Genomic DNA, 15485 nt, shown 5'->3' with positions numbered 1-15485 from the left:
GGGCCGGGCGCCTGCAGCAGGGCACAGCGGATCGTCAGACAGCGGCGGCCAGCGCCTGTTGCAGGAAGGAGTCGAGCACCCGGCCGGCGTTCTCCTGCATGCGCCGGGATTCCTCTGCGGCAGGCTGCGTGCATTTAGGGCCGTGAAGCCGTTCACCCAAATAGAGCAGGGCCGCCAGGACTTCCGAGAGCTCGGTGTTTCCATCGGCGCGCTGCCGCAACAATCTCAGGTGGGCAGCCCGCAGCGCCGGTCCCGGCGTGCAGCCGAGGTCGCGGTCGAACAGCCGGCGGCAACGTTCATAGGCGTTCAACCCCTCCACCGGCAGTCCCGCCTGCTCGTATCCCGCGACAAGGATGGTCCAGGCCCGTTCATTGAGCGGCTCACACCGGATGGCAGTCTGTGCCAGCGAGACGGCGAGCTCGGGTTTGTCGAGGAACGCTGCGGTCTCTGCCGCGAGAATCTGGGCGGCGACTTTCTCGGCAGCGTGGCGGGTCCGCGCCTCCTCTGCCCAGTCGGCGACGAGTTCAAAGCCCAGCAGCGGCTCTGCCGCCAACTCCAGGGCCTGCATCGAGAGCACATGCGCCTCAGCCGGCGGCGACTGCCGGGCCGCGCGGACAAGCTCGTGAAACGCAGACAGGTCGAGTTCCACCAGCTGTGGGTCAAGCACGTAGCCGCCATTCGCGGTGCGAAGCGGACCCGATTTGGTGTTCCCTGGCTGGATCGCCCGGCGAATGCCACTGACGTAGCTCTCCAGGGTGGCGACCGCGCCGTCGCTGGCCTGGGGTCCCCACAGGAGCTCCACGAGGCGCGTCTTGGAGACCGGTGTCCCCAGATTCAGCAACAGAATCTCCAGAATGTGTCGCGGCTTGCAGCCTCCCATGTCCGCAGCTCTGAGTACTGCGCCATTTCGCCGGACCTCGAATGTTCCAAATAGTCGAACCGAAATTGCCGGCGTGGAACCGCTCACCTTGTCCACCATGATCTCCGTTTTCCCCAGGCATCATTTATTCGTATTTCGGAGAGCCAGAAGGAATTGTCGGAACGACGTGCTGAGACTCACTTCCTTCGACTTTCTACGAAAACCGTGACACGCAAAAAGGGGCGCAACAAGGAATGTAGCTACCCGATCCTATGCCGCACGGAAAGTCGGGTACACCGCAGAACGCCACCAAGTATCCGCCGAACACAATGCGAGTACTTAGTTCATGGGGTAGGTATTCGCACTCCCGGGCATCGGCACGGCGTCGAGTAGGGGCCCCGTGGGGCTCGGCCGGGACGGGAAAGCCCCGGGTACGGCGAGTCGTCGCAGGCCAGATAGCCCTGCCAGGACCCGCGGGCGGCAGTACAGACGCTCCGTTCCCGGGGTGCCCGGGCCCCCTCGGGGGCCTCGACGTTGAACGGGACGGGACCGACACCCTGGCACCTCACAGGATGTGAATGAGAATTCCCGGATTACCTTTTGTGCCGGATATTGTCGACAGGGCCGAAATGCAGCATCATTCCCGCCCTAACACTGAAATGTACATTTCCGCGCCCCACTCCGCATTCCCCGGGGGTCGGGCGACGCCGACACCCCCGCCCTCCCGAACGGTGAGAACGCTTACTTCCGAGGTGCACGGACCCAACAACGCCGAGCGGGACACCAATTGTCCAGGAGATCAACGGATTTGCTGCTGGTGGCCTGGGAGACTGCCTTTTCGGCAATGCGAGGCAGCGCCCCGAACTGCTACTTGCCCCCAGTCAACCACCGCCCTCGCCGTCGTAGCCCGGTGCTCCCGGCTCCGCAGAGATGGCGTCGGATGAACTGCCACCCGGGCGGCAGTTCATCTGGCGGGCAATCCGCCGCTAGGCTCAGAGGAGATCAGCCTCTCAGCCACAGGAGAACCTACGTGAACCCAGCGTCCGCTTCACCCGATCTTCTGCCTGCGCTGGGCCTGAGCTGGGGCATCAAGCGCAGCTTCATCGACTACATCACCAGCCTGCCGGACGGGTCCGTTTCGGCGACCGCCGGGGCGACTGTGGCCGAATCTTTCATGTTCTGCTTCAGCCCCGAGTCGTCCGACTACGACGTCGCGCGCGGCACCGGCGTGCTGCGCTTCCGGGGTGACGTCCGGCTCGGCGGCCATCACGGCATGCTGCTGGTCCGGCTGCTGGACCCGTGGATTAGCTTCACGAGCGGCAGCGGCGTGCTCTCCATCAGCACCGGCGACGGCGGCGGCCAGGACCGCACCGTCGTCGGGTTCCTCAGCCCGTCGAAGCCCCGCGACGCCGACGGGTCCCTGGTCTGGGACCACGTCGACGTCGTTATCTCCCCGGAAGGATCGGAACTCTTCGACGGCCAGTACGCCGCCGGGCAGCCGATGGATCCGCTGGTCATCCGGGTTGCCAGCTAGGAACACGGCAGCAATTGTGCCCCAGCGCTGGCCGCAGGTCTGGCTCAGGGTGACGCCGGCAACCTAGGGCTTCAGAACAACCTTGATGCAGCCGTCTTCCTTCTTTTGGAACATTTCGTAGGCGGCAGCAGCGCCGTCCAGGGAGACCTCGTGCGTCTTCAGGTCCATGACGCCGAGCGGGTCGCTTGGGTCTTCCACGATCGGGAGCAACTCGTCGGTCCAGCGGCGGACGTTGCACTGGCCCATCCGGAACTGGAGTTGCTTGTCGAACATGGTGAGCAGCGGCATCGGACTGGCTGTGCCCCCGTAAACGCCGCTGAGCGACAGGGTGCCGCCGCGGCGGACCGAATCGATGGACGCGTACAGAACCGACATGCGGTCCACGCCGGCCGTCTCCATCACCTTTCTGGCTAGCGCGTCCGGGAGCAGGCCGACCGCGTTCTGGGCGAATGCGCCCACCGGGGAGCCGTGCGCCTCCATCCCCACGGCGTCGACGACGGCGTCGGGACCCCGGCCATCGGTCAGCTCACGGAGCTCGTTCCCGACGTCCTTGGTGAAGTCAATGGTCTCGATGCCATGGCGCTCGGCCATCTGGCGGCGTTCCGGCACCGGTTCGACGGCGATGACCCGGTGCCCCAGGTGACGTCCGATCCGGCTCGCAAACTGGCCTACGGGGCCGAGACCGAAGACGGCCAGGGTGCCCCCGGCGGGGACGTCCGCGTACTTTACGCCCTGCCAGGCGGTGGGGAGGATGTCCGAGAGGTAAAGATAGCGCTCGTCCGGCAGTTCGTGGCCAACCTTGATCGGGCCGTAGTCGGCGTGCGGAACGCGCAGGAATTCCGCTTGGCCGCCGGGTACGGAGCCGTAGAGTTCGGAGAACCCGAACAGGCTGGCCCCGCTGTTGTGCGAATGAACCTGCGTGGTCTCGCACTGGGACTGGAGGCCCCGCTTGCACATCCAGCAGTGCCCGCAGGAGATGTTGAAGGGGATGACGACGCGGTCGCCGGGCTTGAGGTTCGTGACGTCGGCGCCAACCTCCTGCACAATGCCCATGGGCTCGTGGCCCAGGATATCGCCGGCCTTCAAGTACGGCCCCAGCACCTCGTAAAGGTGGAGGTCCGAACCGCAGATCGCCGATGAGGTGATCTTGACGATGGCGTCCGTGGACTCACGGATGACCGGATCCGGCACGTTCTCGACGCTGACTTTGCGTTTGCCCTGCCAGGTAAGTGCTCTCATCATGACTCCTTCGCGTTGCGTAAATACTAAGCATGCTGAGTATTTAGCTTAAGGCGGCAGCCCGTCGGGAACAAGCACCCAAGCAGCTGAAGCCCGACGCCGGACCCGGTGGCGGCCGCCGGATTCCTAAACGTCACCGCGTGCTTGGGGCACCGGGGCAGCGGAACCGAAAAGCCAGCCGGAGACGTCGCTGCGCAGCACAAAGTGCGGTCCACCCGTGGCACTGACACTGCCGGTGGGAACGTAGTAACCACGGCCCGCACCCGGACCGCCGGCCGCACGGTCGAGGGCCTCGGTGAGGTGCCGGGGCAGGTGACCCGCCGGGCCAAGGGCCCGGAGTCCGTCAAATTCCTCGGGCGAGAGCCTCCCGAGTACTGCGGCGATATCGGCCATCACGATTCCCTTCTGGCGGACGGTGCTTGAAGAATCAGCCTAGGACCGCGGCATGAACGCCACGTGAAATCCGGGCGACGATCATCGAACACCTGCGGTGTTGTGAGTGTCACTGCCCGCCGTCCCTCTACACCCAGCCAATTAACGGTTGGATGCTGTACCGTTCAATCCCGGGAAACCCAGAACAACGGAATCGAGAATTAACCAGGTGGCAACCGACTATGACGAAGTCCGATCCGACGTTGCGGAATCACGCAACGCCTCGCTGGAGGCCCTTCGCTCCGCGAACGCTCCGGACGCACGCAGCGTAACCCGCGAACTCGACGAGGCTGACACCTCCGAAGGCGTGGAATTGCCGGGCGCCGACTTGTCCGGCGAGGAACTGACGGTCACCGTCATTCCGCAGAAGGAAGACGAGTTCACCTGCTACTCATGCTTCCTGGTCCGGCACCGCTCGCAACTCGCCCGCGAGAAGGCAGGGCATGCGTACTGCGCTGACTGCATGAGCTAACCCGCGGCCCGGCGTCAGGCTTTGAGCAGGAGCGGCCCCGCACGTGATCCACGCCCGGCACCACTCAGCGCCGGGCGCGCTGCGCCAATGCGCTGTTGAGAACCTCGAGCAGCGCCGGTGTAGGACGCTGAACACTCGCCGCGTACCGGGTGTTTTTCCCGAGGTACTTCTTGATGAACGGGCACACCGGGACAATCTTCAATCCGGCGGCGACCGTCTCGTCGAGTGCCTGTGCCGCGAGCCGGCCGGCAAGCCCCTGACCGCCGTACTCCTCATCGATGGCCGTGTGGTAAAAAATCCGGTGGGCGTCGCCGTCGTCGACGTAGGCCGCCTGGCCGATGACCGTGTCGCCGTCGAGCACCTCGAAGCGCGGCCGGTCCGGATTGTTGCGGATGGTGATAGCGGTCAGCATCTGTCTCGTTTCACAGTGGGGTGGGCTGTCGGGTTGAGCCGACTGGCCAGTGGACAGTCTTAGGCACGCGGGCGGAGCCGGGCGTTCGGGAGTGCTGGCGCCTGCAGCGGCGCGGGTTCACCCGCGGGAAAGGTGCCGAAGCGCGGGCCCGCGGTGTCCGTCCCGGCGGCTACGGCTGCGTCCTCGGCGCCGATTTCCGCCTGCCATTGCGCCCGGTATTCGACGAGTTCTTCATGGCTTCGTCCCACGAAGTTCCACCACATCACGATCTGCTCGCCCAGGGGTTCGCCTCCGATCAGCAGCACGCGCAACGGTTCGGCGCCGGCTGCCAGGGTCAGGGAGGTGTGCCCCGCCGGCAGGTAGGCGAGGTGGTCCTTGGCGACCGGGTGGCCGTCGACCAGGAGGGACCCAGTGTCAACCAGCAGCCCGTGTTCAAAGGACGGGTCGGTGTCCAGGCTCAGCGTCGCACCCGCCTCCAGCAGGATCTCAGCCCCGAGCATCGGTGTGTGGGTGGTGACCGGTGAGGTGGCACCGGCGAGGGATCCCAGGAAGACCCGCATGATCCAGCCGGGTCCGGAGAGCGGATCCGGGCGGTAGTGCTCAAAGGTGGGCTCCATCTGGCGGGCACCGTCCGGCAGTGCCACCCACAGCTGCGCACCGTGCAGCACGTCGGTCCCGGGGGTGGAAAATTCCGAGTGGCTGATGCCCCGCCCTGCGGTCATCAGGTTGACCTCGCCGGGCCGCACCGCGGCGTGGAACCCGGCCGAGTCTCGGTGCTCAATCTCGCCGGTAAACAGCCAGCTGACCGTCTGCAGACCCGTGTGCGGGTGGCGCGGCACGTGCATGCCCCCCGATTCCCCGACCCTGTCCGGACCGTAGTGGTCCAGGAAGCACCAGGCACCGATAAGGCTCCGCTGGCGCTGCGGCAGAGTGCGTCTGACATCCATGGCCCGCGGCCCGCCCAGCGGGACCTGCCGGGGCACGAGAATTTCCACGCCCACGCAGCTGTCGTCCGTTTCGCACAGGATCTCCTGGGGTGCCACCTCGGTGTTGCTCATAACGACAGCCTAGCCATCGCGGGGCGGTATCCGCAGCCTGCAAAGGCGTCATGATGGAGTCATGACCGTCCCCGAGTTACCCGTCACGATCAACGTGGGCGAATCCGCCGTTTCAGGCATCTACGCCCGCCCCGGGACGCCAGCGGCGACCATGGTAGTCGCCCACGGGGCGGGGGCCGGCATGGAGCACCCGTTCCTGGCCGGATTCACCCGCGCCCTGAACGACCTGGGGATCGCCACGCTCCGCTTCAACTTCCCCTACCGGGAGGCCGGACGCAAGTTCCCCGACAGGCCTCCGGCAGCGATTGCGGCCTGGCGCGCGGCCATGGCTGACGCTGCCGCCCGGTCGGCAGGCGAGCCGCTCTGGGCCGGGGGCAAGTCCTTTGGCGGGCGGATGGCCTCAATGGCGGTGGCCGAGGGGATGCCCTCGGCCGGACTCGTCTTCCTTGGCTACCCGCTCCACCCCCCGGGCAGGCCGGAGAAGCTCCGTGACGACCACCTCTACGGGCTGGCACTGCCGATGCTCTTCCTGCAGGGCACGCGCGACCCGTTTGCCACGCCGGAACTGCTGGAGGCCGTGGCGGCCCGGATCGGCCCGTCAGCAACCCTTGAGTGGCGCGACGGCGGCAACCATACCTTCGATGTCAAAGGGACCAAGCGCAGCACCGAGGAAGTCGGCGTATCACTGGCAGGATCCGCGGCGGCCTTCATCGCCGCGCACAGCCCCTGCTGAGGCATCCGCTTACGTCAGATCCAGGCGGTTCTGCGCAGCGGCGGTTCGGCGCCTCCGGGGCGTTGCACCAGGATCTGGTTGACGCCGGTCATGCCGGACTCGAAGCCCAGGGCACTGGCAGCCATGTAGAGCCGCCAAACCCGGGCCCGCCCTGCCCCGCCCAGCTGCACCGCCTCGCTCCAGTGCTCCTCGAGGTTCCGCACCCAGGCCCGCAGCGTCAGCGCGTAGTGCCGGCGCAGGGCCTCGACGTCGAGGATTTCCAGTCCGCCGGCCTCCAGCGCGCCCACCATCTCCGCCAGGGCCAACATCTCGCCGTCCGGGAACACATAGCGCGGGATGAAGGAGTCCGGATCCGGGGCGCTGGGACCCGCGTTCCAGGAAATGGCGTGGTTGAGCAGCCGGCCGCCGGGCCGGAGCAGCCCGTGCAGCCTGGCGACGTACCCGGGCATTTGATCGCGGCCCACATGCTCCGACATACCAATGGAGCTGATCGCGTCAAACGGCCCGTCGACGACATCGCGGTAGTCCTGGACGCGGATGGCCACCCGGTCGGTCAGGCCGGCCTCCGCCACCCGCTTGCCCGCCCTGGCCGCCTGTTCACCCGACAGCGTCACGCCTACGACGTCGACTCCGTAGTTCTGCGCCGCGTGCAGGGCGAAGCTGCCCCAGCCGCAGCCGACATCCAGCACTCTCATGCCGGGTTGCAGTCCCAGCTTCCGGCAGACCAGGTCGAGTTTGGCGCCCTGCGCGGCTTCCAGTCCGGTGTCTTCGTCCTGCCAGACCGCGCAGGAGTAGACCATCGACGGGCCGAGGACGAGGGCGTAGAAGTCGTTGCCGACGTCGTAGTGGTGGGAGATAACCGCCGCGTCACGCGTCCGTGTGTGCCGCCCGCCGGCGCGGACGATCCTGGCTTCCTCCGGCGGTGGCGCCGGGTTGGGGCCCAGGGCGCCGAGCAGGGCGGCGTTTTTGAGGATGGTCGCCAGTTCGCGGACAGTGGGAGACCGGAACGGCCCGGGCTCGGCGAACTTGCCGGTGGAGCTCAGCGCCGCGAAGCTCGCAAAAACGTCGCCCGGGGCGTCGATGTCCCCGGCAACGTAGGCGCGGCTGAGGCCGAGCTGCCCGGGCGACCACAGCATCCGGCGCAGGGCCCGCCGGGAGCGGAACTCGATGACCGGCGCGCCGGCCGGGCCGGCCTCCGAACCGTCCCAGGCCTTCAGCCGCAGCGGGATTTCCGCTGTGCCCAGGACGACGGAGAGCACTTCCGCCAGCCGTGGTGCCGCCCCAGTCTTTTTCGTCATAATCATGGCCTTTCTGCCGGTGCCTTAGTCCGCTTCCAATCTATTTCGGCGTTCCGCAGCCGAACAGGGGCCGGATGGCCCTGCCGCGGGGCGGTTCAGGGGCCAATGCCTCTGGCGCTCCCCCGCGCGGGGCGCCTACGGTCGTGGCATGACTGAAGCTCTATCGTCTCTCGCAGAGACTTTCAAAAACGTGGGTGTGTCCAGGGCCTATGGCCCGGCGGTGACAGTGGACGGCGAGGAACTGATCCCGGTGGCCCTGGTCTCCTTCGGCTTCGGCGGCGGTGGAAACTCCGGCCCCGTTCCCGGCGGCGAAGCTGCCGGCCACGACGGCGCGGCCGCCGGAGGCGGCGGAGGCGGCTTTGTGCTCCCGCTGGGGGTGTACTGCCGCGGAAGTGACGGGCAGGTGGCGTTCCGGCCCAACAGCATCGCCGTCCTTGCCGGGCTGGTTCCGCTGGTGTGTGCCGTCGGATTCGCGGTCCGCGGAGTGCTCCGCACCCTCCGCCGCCGCTGACTCCGCTGCTTACTCCGCTGCTTACTCCACTGCTGTCGCCGCCGCGGCGCCCGGGAACGCGGTGACGCTGCCATGCCAGGGAGCCGCGTCCTCAGCCTTACTTGATCAGCGGCGCGGCAAGGTGGGCTGAGAGCCCGGACAGCAGGATGGTTATGCCCTCATCCAGCTCCGCGGCACCGTCATAGTCGGCCAGCTGGGGAGCCAGGGCACGCAGCCGCGGGAACTCCTTCGGCGGAAGGCGGTGCAGGCCAAGCCGCAGCAAGGCCTCATTCTCGTCGGGGTCCACGATGAACTCCTGGAGTTCGTTGAGGATGTGTCCGTAGAGAAATCCGTAGTAGGCCCGGTAGACGTGCAGGGCATCGGAGGCGGTGAAGCCGGCGTCGATCAGCAGACCCAGAATTTGCTCCAGCGGCCGGAGGGTGCCCAGCGGACGGAGACCCAGCGGGGTCGAGAGCGGACGGGTCACCAGCAGCGGAACCACATTGGGATGGCGGAGTGCGAGCAGCCGGAGGTCGTGGGCGATGCGCCGCAACTGTCCCTGCCAGTCCGGGTCGTCCCCGAAGATGGCCAGCTCGTCCAGCACGAGCTCGGTGACGCCGTCCAGGAGCGCCGCCCGGTTGGCTGCGTAACGGTACAGCCCCATCGGATCGCGGTGCAGGGCCTGCCCCAGCCGGCGCATGGTCAACGATTCCAGCCCCTCGTCGTCGACAAGCTTCAGTGCCGCAGCCAGAACGACCTCACGGCTGAGCCGCTTCTTCCGGGCGCCACTGCCGGCTTCGTCGCCTGCTGGTTGCTGCGGGGTTGTCATGTTGGTGCCACTTCCTCAAGCTGTGGGCCAGGCGCCGCGACCGCGGCACCACTTGCCTAACCCGTAGTCTACGCCTAATATCTACAATGTAGACGTTCCCGGATGACATGTTCCAGGATTGAGCTCCGCTGGCCCGCCTCCTGCCTTCCGGGATCGCCCGCTGACTGCCCCCGGGGCACAGCGGGCCGCTCTCGGCTCGGCTTTCGGGCCAACCGCTTCGGCGCCCTTGTGCGCGGCGCCGAGGAACACGCTGCTGTAGCCACACGGCAGCATTCACTGCACAGTACGGGAGAGAGCCGACCATGGCCGCTTCACTGACTGCCCCTGCCCACATCGACCGCTTCCTCGCCGAGGCAACCACCGAAGGAACCGACGACGGCAACTCGCTGAGGAAAGACCAGCTCTACGGTCTTTACATCAGCTGGTGCCTGCTGCACGACACCGCACCGCAGCCGGTCTCCGGCTTTTGGGCTGCCTTGAAGGCGCACCGCATCAGGCCCGGCCGCAGCCGACTCCGCATGGCCGGACCGGCAGCCACCGATTACATCCTGGCGACGTATCCGGCCCTGAACTGAGCGGACCCGGGACTGCACCTGTCCTTGGGCGCGCCTGCCGGGTGGACGGCACGGCGTGACAGACTGTCGGCGTGAACAACGCAATGGAAGAACCTGCGGAGACGATGCGGGATGCCGATGTACCGGAGTGGTGGAGGCGGCTCGGGCTCCCGGGCCTGATCGATATCCATACGCATTTCCTTCCGGAGCGGATGCTGCGTCGGGTGTGGGCACACTTTGATGAAGCCGGTCCCCTCATCGGCCGCCCCTGGCCCATTACCTACCGCACGGACGAGGCGAGCAGGCTGGCCCGGCTGCGCCAGCTGGGGCTGCGCCATTTCACCGCACTGACCTACGCGCACCGCCCGGGCATGGCGGCGGACCTCACCGACTTTGCCCTTGCGTTGGCCGCAGCAGAGCCCGACTGCGTCCCGAGCGCCACATTCTTCCCGGAGGACGGTGTCCTGGATCAGGTGCGGTCGGCCTTGAAACGCGGCGCCAGGGTGTTCAAGATCCACGCGCAGGTGGGCGGATTCGATCTGCGCGAGCCTGTCCTGGACCCGGTCTGGGGCCTGCTCGCCGAGACCGGTGTTCCGGTCGTTGTGCACGTGGGCAGCGGCCCGGTTCCACGGCCCGGCTTCACCGGCCCGGACAAGCTGGAGGGCGTCATGCGCTGCCATCCCCAGCTGACCGCCGTCGTCGCCCACCTGGGGGCACCCGAGTATGGCGAGTTCCTGGACCTGGCCGAGAGGTACCCCCGCGTCCACCTGGACACCACCATGGTCTTCACGGACTTTTTCGAGGCCGCCGCACCCTTCCCGCCCGAGCTCCTGCCGCGGCTGGCCTCGATGCCGGAGCGGATTGTGCTCGGCAGCGACTTCCCGAACATCCCGTATGCCTACGCCCATCAGCTGGAAGCACTCGAACGCCTCCGCGACAAGGAACCCCGGCTCGACGACGACTGGCTGCGTACGGTCTGCTGGCACAACGGCCAGCGCCTGCTGGGCGTCTGACCCCGCCCTACTCCTTGGCCCTGGCCCGGCTGGGCTGCACCCGCATCGGCTCGCCCGGCATTTTCGGGAAGTCCGGCGGGAACGGCAGCTCACCGAGGCCGGCCGCGAGGTCACGTTCCCACCACTGCAGCAGAACATCGATGGTGCCCGGCTTCGCCTGCATCTCCGCCCATGGGTCTCCGGTGGCCTTGAGCCGCTGCGGCACCGTGATGATGGTGAAGTCCTTAGTGGTGATGTGCTCCAGCTCCTCCCAGCCGATCGGGCAGGAAACCGTGGCACCGGGCAGGGCTCGTGGACTGTAGGCCCCCGCCATCGTGCGGTCGCGGTTCGCCTGGTTGAAGTCGACGAAGATCCTCGCGCCGCGTTCTTCCTTCCACCAGGCAGTGGTGACCTTGTCCGGCATCCGTCGCTCAAGTTCACGGGCGGCGGCGATCACGGCGTGCCGGACCTCAAGGAACTCACGGCTGGGTTCGATCGGGGAGAAAACATGCAGACCCCGGTTGCCGGAGGTCTTGATGAAGGACTCCAGCCCGGCCTCGGACAGGACGGAGCGCAGTTCCTGGGCGGCGGGCACGGTCTCCTCGAATCCGGTGCCCGGCTGCGGGTCGAGGTCGATCCGGAGCTGGTCCGGGTTGTCCGGGTTGCCGGCCCGCGAGGCCCAGGGGTGGAACACCACCGTGTTCATCTGCACGGCCCAGACCGCGGCGGCAATCTCGTCGATCACGAGCTGCGGATGCGAGCGTCCGCTGGGATAGACCACCGTCACCGAACGCACAAAGTCAGGGGCGCCCCGCGGCGGATTCTTCGAGAAGAACTGTTCGCCGTCGATGTTGTCGCCGAACCGCTGGAGCGTCACGGGACGGCTGCCATTCGCCGCCAGGAAGGCGTCCCCGACGTCGACAATGTACCGGGCGAGGTCCAGCTTCGTGAGCCCGAGCTGCGGCCACAGGACCCTGCTGGGGCTGGAAATCCGCAGGTCCCGCTTTCCGGTGGGGCTGTCGAGCGTGATGGTCACTTCTTCCTTCGCCATGGGGACAAGGTACTCCCAGACCTGGGACAACTGAATAGCCCGGCAACCACAGCAGCGCATCTATCGACAAAGCTCGATATACTGATCACGCATTCACTTGCACCTAGGCCAAGGAGAGCCACATGCCTGCTATCCACATCTACGAATCCGCCCTGTGCTGCGACACCGGAGTCTGCGGCCCCGACGTCGACCAGTCGCTCCTCGAGGTCACGGCCGACGTGCGCCACCTCCAGAGCCTCGGCGCTGACATCGCGCGCCACAATCTTGCGAGCGATCCCACCGCCTTCGCCGCCGACGAGTCCGTCCGCGGCTTCCTGCACACCGTCGGCTCCAAAGGACTTCCCCTGACCATGGTCGACGGCGTCACGGTCGCGATCGGCAGCTACCCGAACCGCGAGCAGCTGCTCAGCTTCGCCGGCCTCGCCCAAGAGGCTCCGGCAGAGGACCGAATCCGCCCGGAGCTTGGCCTCAGCAAGAAATCCGGCGGCTGCTGCGGCGGCTCAACGAGCTGCTGCTAGACCGGCATGAAGTTCCTCGAGAACACGCCCCGCTTCCTGTTCTTCACAGGCAAGGGCGGCGTGGGCAAGACCTCCGTGGCCTGCGCCACCGCCCTGAGCCTGGCCGGGGCCGGCAAGCAGGTCCTCCTGGTCAGCACCGACCCCGCGTCCAACGTGGGGCAGGTTTTCGGCGTCACCATCGGGAACACCATCACTCCCATTCCGGCGGCGCCCGGCCTGGCCGCGCTCGAGATTGACCCGGAGCAGGCCGCCGCCGCGTACCGGGAGCGGATCATCGCCCCCGTCCGGGGACTCCTGCCGGAGAGCGAACTGGCGAGCATCGCCGAGGGGCTCTCAGGCTCCTGCACGACGGAAGTTGCCTCGTTCGACGAGTTCACCAACCTGCTCGCCGACGACACGGCCTATGGGGCCTACGACCACATTGTTTTCGACACCGCACCCACCGGCCACACCATCCGGCTGCTGCAGCTGCCCGGGTCGTGGACTGACTTCCTCGACGCGGGCAAGGGCGATCCGTCCTGCCTTGGCCCCCTGTCCGGGCTGGAGAAACACAAACAGGTTTACGCCAAGGCCGTCCAGACCCTCACCGACCCCGCCCGAACGCGCCTCGTGTTGGTCGCACGGGCGCAGACCTCCTCGCTGACGGAGATTGAGCGGACCTTCCTGGAACTCAACCAGATCGGTATCGCCGGCGGATTCGTCGTCATCAACGGTGTCCTGCCGCACAGCGTCGGAGACGAACCACTGGCACAGGCCGTGCGGGGCCGCGAAACCGCAGCCATCGCCGCCATCTCAGGCAGTATTGCCGCGCTCCCCCGCGACGTCCTGGAGCTGAAGGCCGGCAACATGGTCGGCATTCCGGCGCTGGAAACCCTGTTCGTGCCGGGCAGTTTTGCGCCCATGGCCGCGCCGCCCGCGGCGGAACTTGAGGATGCCGCCCTGTCGGACCTCGTCGCCGAAATGGAACGCGACGGCCACGGACTCGTCATGTGCATGGGCAAGGGCGGTGTCGGCAAGACCACTGTCGCTGCGGCGCTCGCGGTTGCCCTGGCCAACCGTGGCCACGCTGTGCACCTCACCACCACCGATCCCGCGGCGCATCTCACCGAAACGCTGCATGGTTCCGTCCCGGGCCTGAAGGTTTCACGCATCGATCCGGTCGCTGCCATCCAGGAGTACCGGGACCACGTGATGACCACCAAGGGCCACAGCCTCGACGCCGACGGGCGTGCCGCCCTCGCTGAGGACCTGCTGTCCCCGTGCACCGACGAGGTGGCTGTTTTCCGGCAGTTCTCCCGGGTGGTCCAGGAATCCCGCCGCAATTTCGTGGTGATGGACACCGCGCCGACCGGACACACGCTCCTGCTCCTGGACGCCACCGGGTCGTACCACCGCGAGATCGCCCGGCAGGTCGGCAGCACCATGGGGTTCGTGACCCCGCTGATGCGGCTTCAGGATCCGGCCCAGACCAAGGTCCTGCTCATCACCCTCGCCGAAACCACTCCGGTCCTGGAGGCCCAGGGGCTGCAGGAGGACCTGGAACGGGCAGGGATCCACCCGTGGGCCTGGGTGATCAACAACTCCATGGCCGCCGCCCGCCCGCAGACCCCGTTCCTGCAGGCCCGGGCCGCCGCCGAGATCCCGGAAATCACCAGGGTCCGCGCCCTGGCCGACAGGATCGCATTCGTACCCCTGCTGGCCACCGAACCGATCGGTGAGGAGAAGCTCACGGCCCTGACGGCCGTACCGCAGCCCGCCTGACGGCCCGGAGGTGTTTCCACAGTGTTCATCTTCCCCGGCGGCGCACAGATTGACATTCATCGATGTGATTTGGAAGAGTTCATATCGACACTCATCAATTTAGCGTACCGCTGAGCAGCACAGGAGCCCCGTGAGCATCCAGACCGACCCGTCGCCCACCCTTGATGGCGAGGCTGCCGTCGTCGGCAAGCTCTCCACGCTCGACCGCTTCCTGCCGGTATGGATCGTTGCCGCCATGGTCCTGGGCCTGCTCCTGGGCAGCTTCATCCCGGGGCTCAATGCCGCACTGGAGACCGTCAAGGTCGGCCAGGTTTCCCTGCCGATCGCGGTCGGCCTGCTGGTGATGATGTATCCCGTCCTCGCGAAGGTCCGTTACGACCAGGCGCACCGCGTGATCGGCGACCGCAAGCTTATGGTCACGTCACTGGTGTTGAACTGGGTCCTGGCGCCGGCATTCATGTTTGCCCTGGCCTGGATCTTCATCCCGGACCTGCCCGAGTACCGGACCGGCCTGATCATCGTGGGCCTGGCCCGCTGCATTGCCATGGTGATGATCTGGAATGACCTCGCGTGCGGCGACCGCGAGGCCGCCGCCGTCCTCGTGGCCATCAATTCCGTCTTCCAGGTCATCGCGTTCGGCGCGCTCGGCTGGTTCTACCTGCAGCTGCTGCCGGAATGGCTGGGCCTGCCCACCACCAGCGCGGACTTCTCCTTCTGGGCCATCACCGCTTCGGTGCTCGTATTCCTGGGGATCCCGCTGCTGGCAGGCTTCCTCACCCGCACCATCGGCGAAAAGGCCAAGGGCCGTGACTGGTACGAAGGAACGTTCCTGCCCAAGCTCGGTCCGTGGGCGCTGTACGGCCTGCTTTTCACGATCACCCTGCTCTTCGCCCTGCAGGGCGGCACCATCACCTCCCGTCCGCTCGACGTCGTCCGGATCGCGCTGCCGCTGCTGGTGTACTTCCTCGTCGTCTTCGGCGCCGGCATGCTGATCGGAAAGTGGCTGGACCTCGGCTACGCCAAGACCACCACCCTGGCGTTCACCGCGGCCGGCAACAACTTTGAACTCGCCATCGCCGTGGCAATCGGAACTTTCGGCGTCACCTCCGGCCAGGCGCTGGCCGGCGTCGTTGGCCCCTTGATCGAAGTCCCGGTTCTTGTTGCACTGGTCTATGTGGCCCTCTGGGCCCGCACACGCTACTTCACCCCCGCCGCCGTCGCGCGCTGAACTTCCACCCCTTCGAACCCCAGGA

General features: G+C 67.0%; 17 protein-coding genes. 9 read left to right on the top strand and 8 right to left on the bottom strand.

Features of this window, described 5'->3' with window-relative positions:
• Window positions 1-34 precede the first annotated feature (34 nt).
• On the bottom strand, window positions 35-979 hold the full coding sequence (locus tag AC50YC_RS03530; RefSeq protein ID WP_494952229.1) for an AfsR/SARP family transcriptional regulator: 945 nt from the start codon (window positions 977-979) through the stop codon (window positions 35-37).
• A gap of 910 nt (window positions 980-1889) precedes the next feature.
• On the opposite strand from AC50YC_RS03530, the gene AC50YC_RS03525 reads away from it, so the two are divergent.
• On the top strand, window positions 1890-2393 hold the full coding sequence (locus AC50YC_RS03525; protein ID WP_494952228.1) for an HtaA domain-containing protein: 504 nt from the start codon (window positions 1890-1892) through the stop codon (window positions 2391-2393).
• 63 nt (window positions 2394-2456) lie between these two features.
• Here the strand turns inward: AC50YC_RS03525 and AC50YC_RS03520 are convergent, their stop codons facing one another.
• Complete coding sequence (locus AC50YC_RS03520) at window positions 2457-3632, bottom strand: zinc-dependent alcohol dehydrogenase (protein ID WP_494952481.1); 1176 nt, start codon at window positions 3630-3632, stop codon at window positions 2457-2459.
• A gap of 126 nt (window positions 3633-3758) precedes the next feature.
• A complete protein-coding gene (locus AC50YC_RS03515; RefSeq protein WP_494952480.1) occupies window positions 3759-4025 on the bottom strand; it encodes a hypothetical protein in 267 nt (88 codons plus the stop codon).
• A 208-nt stretch (window positions 4026-4233) separates the two neighbouring features.
• On the opposite strand from AC50YC_RS03515, the gene AC50YC_RS03510 reads away from it, so the two are divergent.
• Window positions 4234-4536 carry a DUF4193 domain-containing protein gene (locus AC50YC_RS03510; RefSeq protein WP_346926970.1) on the top strand — a complete coding sequence of 101 codons (303 nt, stop codon included), beginning with the start codon at window positions 4234-4236 and terminating at the stop codon, window positions 4534-4536.
• 64 nt (window positions 4537-4600) lie between these two features.
• Here AC50YC_RS03510 and AC50YC_RS03505 read toward each other — a convergent pair whose 3' ends face one another.
• The gene (locus AC50YC_RS03505; protein ID WP_494952479.1) at window positions 4601-4945 is read right to left on the bottom strand and encodes a GNAT family N-acetyltransferase; all 345 of its coding nucleotides are present in this window, start codon (window positions 4943-4945) and stop codon (window positions 4601-4603) included.
• 62 nt (window positions 4946-5007) lie between these two features.
• Window positions 5008-6006 (bottom strand): pirin family protein, encoded by a 999-nt coding sequence (locus AC50YC_RS03500; RefSeq protein ID WP_494952227.1) that lies wholly within the window; start codon window positions 6004-6006, stop codon window positions 5008-5010.
• Window positions 6007-6067: 61 nt separating this feature from the next.
• Between AC50YC_RS03500 and AC50YC_RS03495 the strand changes: the two genes are divergently transcribed.
• Window positions 6068-6739 (top strand): alpha/beta hydrolase family protein, encoded by a 672-nt coding sequence (locus AC50YC_RS03495; RefSeq protein WP_494952226.1) that lies wholly within the window; start codon window positions 6068-6070, stop codon window positions 6737-6739.
• 14 nt (window positions 6740-6753) lie between these two features.
• Here the strand turns inward: AC50YC_RS03495 and AC50YC_RS03490 are convergent, their stop codons facing one another.
• Complete coding sequence (locus tag AC50YC_RS03490; RefSeq protein ID WP_494952225.1) at window positions 6754-8037, bottom strand: class I SAM-dependent methyltransferase; 1284 nt, start codon at window positions 8035-8037, stop codon at window positions 6754-6756.
• A gap of 148 nt (window positions 8038-8185) precedes the next feature.
• On the opposite strand from AC50YC_RS03490, the gene AC50YC_RS03485 reads away from it, so the two are divergent.
• A complete protein-coding gene (locus AC50YC_RS03485; protein WP_494952224.1) occupies window positions 8186-8548 on the top strand; it encodes a hypothetical protein in 363 nt (120 codons plus the stop codon).
• Between the two features lie 97 nt (window positions 8549-8645).
• Here AC50YC_RS03485 and AC50YC_RS03480 read toward each other — a convergent pair whose 3' ends face one another.
• On the bottom strand, window positions 8646-9356 hold the full coding sequence (locus AC50YC_RS03480) for a TetR/AcrR family transcriptional regulator C-terminal domain-containing protein (RefSeq protein ID WP_494952223.1): 711 nt from the start codon (window positions 9354-9356) through the stop codon (window positions 8646-8648).
• 302 nt (window positions 9357-9658) lie between these two features.
• Between AC50YC_RS03480 and AC50YC_RS03475 the strand changes: the two genes are divergently transcribed.
• Window positions 9659-9931 carry a hypothetical protein gene (locus AC50YC_RS03475; RefSeq protein ID WP_494952222.1) on the top strand — a complete coding sequence of 91 codons (273 nt, stop codon included), beginning with the start codon at window positions 9659-9661 and terminating at the stop codon, window positions 9929-9931.
• Between the two features lie 71 nt (window positions 9932-10002).
• A complete protein-coding gene (locus AC50YC_RS03470) occupies window positions 10003-10923 on the top strand; it encodes an amidohydrolase family protein (protein ID WP_494952221.1) in 921 nt (306 codons plus the stop codon).
• Between the two features lie 7 nt (window positions 10924-10930).
• Here AC50YC_RS03470 and ligD read toward each other — a convergent pair whose 3' ends face one another.
• A complete protein-coding gene (gene ligD, locus AC50YC_RS03465) occupies window positions 10931-11953 on the bottom strand; it encodes a non-homologous end-joining DNA ligase (protein WP_494952220.1) in 1023 nt (340 codons plus the stop codon).
• Window positions 11954-12075: 122 nt separating this feature from the next.
• Here ligD and arsD point away from each other — a divergent pair, with 122 nt between their 5' ends.
• The 3 genes from arsD to arsB all read left to right on the top strand — a co-directional run bounded on the left by arsD (window position 12076) and on the right by arsB (window position 15460).
• Window positions 12076-12471: an arsenite efflux transporter metallochaperone ArsD gene (gene arsD, locus AC50YC_RS03460; protein ID WP_494952219.1), complete on the top strand. Its 396-nt coding sequence runs from the start codon at window positions 12076-12078 to the stop codon at window positions 12469-12471.
• A 6-nt stretch (window positions 12472-12477) separates the two neighbouring features.
• Complete coding sequence (gene arsA / locus AC50YC_RS03455) at window positions 12478-14232, top strand: arsenical pump-driving ATPase (protein ID WP_494952218.1); 1755 nt, start codon at window positions 12478-12480, stop codon at window positions 14230-14232.
• A gap of 136 nt (window positions 14233-14368) precedes the next feature.
• Window positions 14369-15460 (top strand): ACR3 family arsenite efflux transporter, encoded by a 1092-nt coding sequence (arsB, locus tag AC50YC_RS03450; protein ID WP_494952478.1) that lies wholly within the window; start codon window positions 14369-14371, stop codon window positions 15458-15460.
• The last annotated feature ends 25 nt before the right edge of the window (window positions 15461-15485 follow it).

This window comes from Pseudarthrobacter sp. MDT1-56 (assembly GCF_059383555.1).
The sequence above is the reverse complement of the archived record's forward strand: the minus strand, read 5'-3'. Positions and strand labels throughout refer to the sequence as shown.

Coding starts and splice junctions, on each gene's coding strand:
- AC50YC_RS03530 (WP_494952229.1), bottom strand. CDS start 979: ATGGTGGACAAGGTGAGCGGTTCCACGCCGGCAATTTCGGTTCGACTA.
- AC50YC_RS03520 (WP_494952481.1), bottom strand. CDS start 3,632: ATGAGAGCACTTACCTGGCAGGGCAAACGCAAAGTCAGCGTCGAGAAC.
- AC50YC_RS03515 (WP_494952480.1), bottom strand. CDS start 4,025: ATGGCCGATATCGCCGCAGTACTCGGGAGGCTCTCGCCCGAGGAATTT.
- AC50YC_RS03500 (WP_494952227.1), bottom strand. CDS start 6,006: ATGAGCAACACCGAGGTGGCACCCCAGGAGATCCTGTGCGAAACGGAC.
- AC50YC_RS03495 (WP_494952226.1), top strand. CDS start 6,068: ATGACCGTCCCCGAGTTACCCGTCACGATCAACGTGGGCGAATCCGCC.
- AC50YC_RS03490 (WP_494952225.1), bottom strand. CDS start 8,037: ATGACGAAAAAGACTGGGGCGGCACCACGGCTGGCGGAAGTGCTCTCC.
- AC50YC_RS03485 (WP_494952224.1), top strand. CDS start 8,186: ATGACTGAAGCTCTATCGTCTCTCGCAGAGACTTTCAAAAACGTGGGT.
- AC50YC_RS03480 (WP_494952223.1), bottom strand. CDS start 9,356: ATGACAACCCCGCAGCAACCAGCAGGCGACGAAGCCGGCAGTGGCGCC.
- AC50YC_RS03475 (WP_494952222.1), top strand. CDS start 9,659: ATGGCCGCTTCACTGACTGCCCCTGCCCACATCGACCGCTTCCTCGCC.
- ligD (WP_494952220.1), bottom strand. CDS start 11,953: ATGGCGAAGGAAGAAGTGACCATCACGCTCGACAGCCCCACCGGAAAG.
- arsD (WP_494952219.1), top strand. CDS start 12,076: ATGCCTGCTATCCACATCTACGAATCCGCCCTGTGCTGCGACACCGGA.
- arsA (WP_494952218.1), top strand. CDS start 12,478: ATGAAGTTCCTCGAGAACACGCCCCGCTTCCTGTTCTTCACAGGCAAG.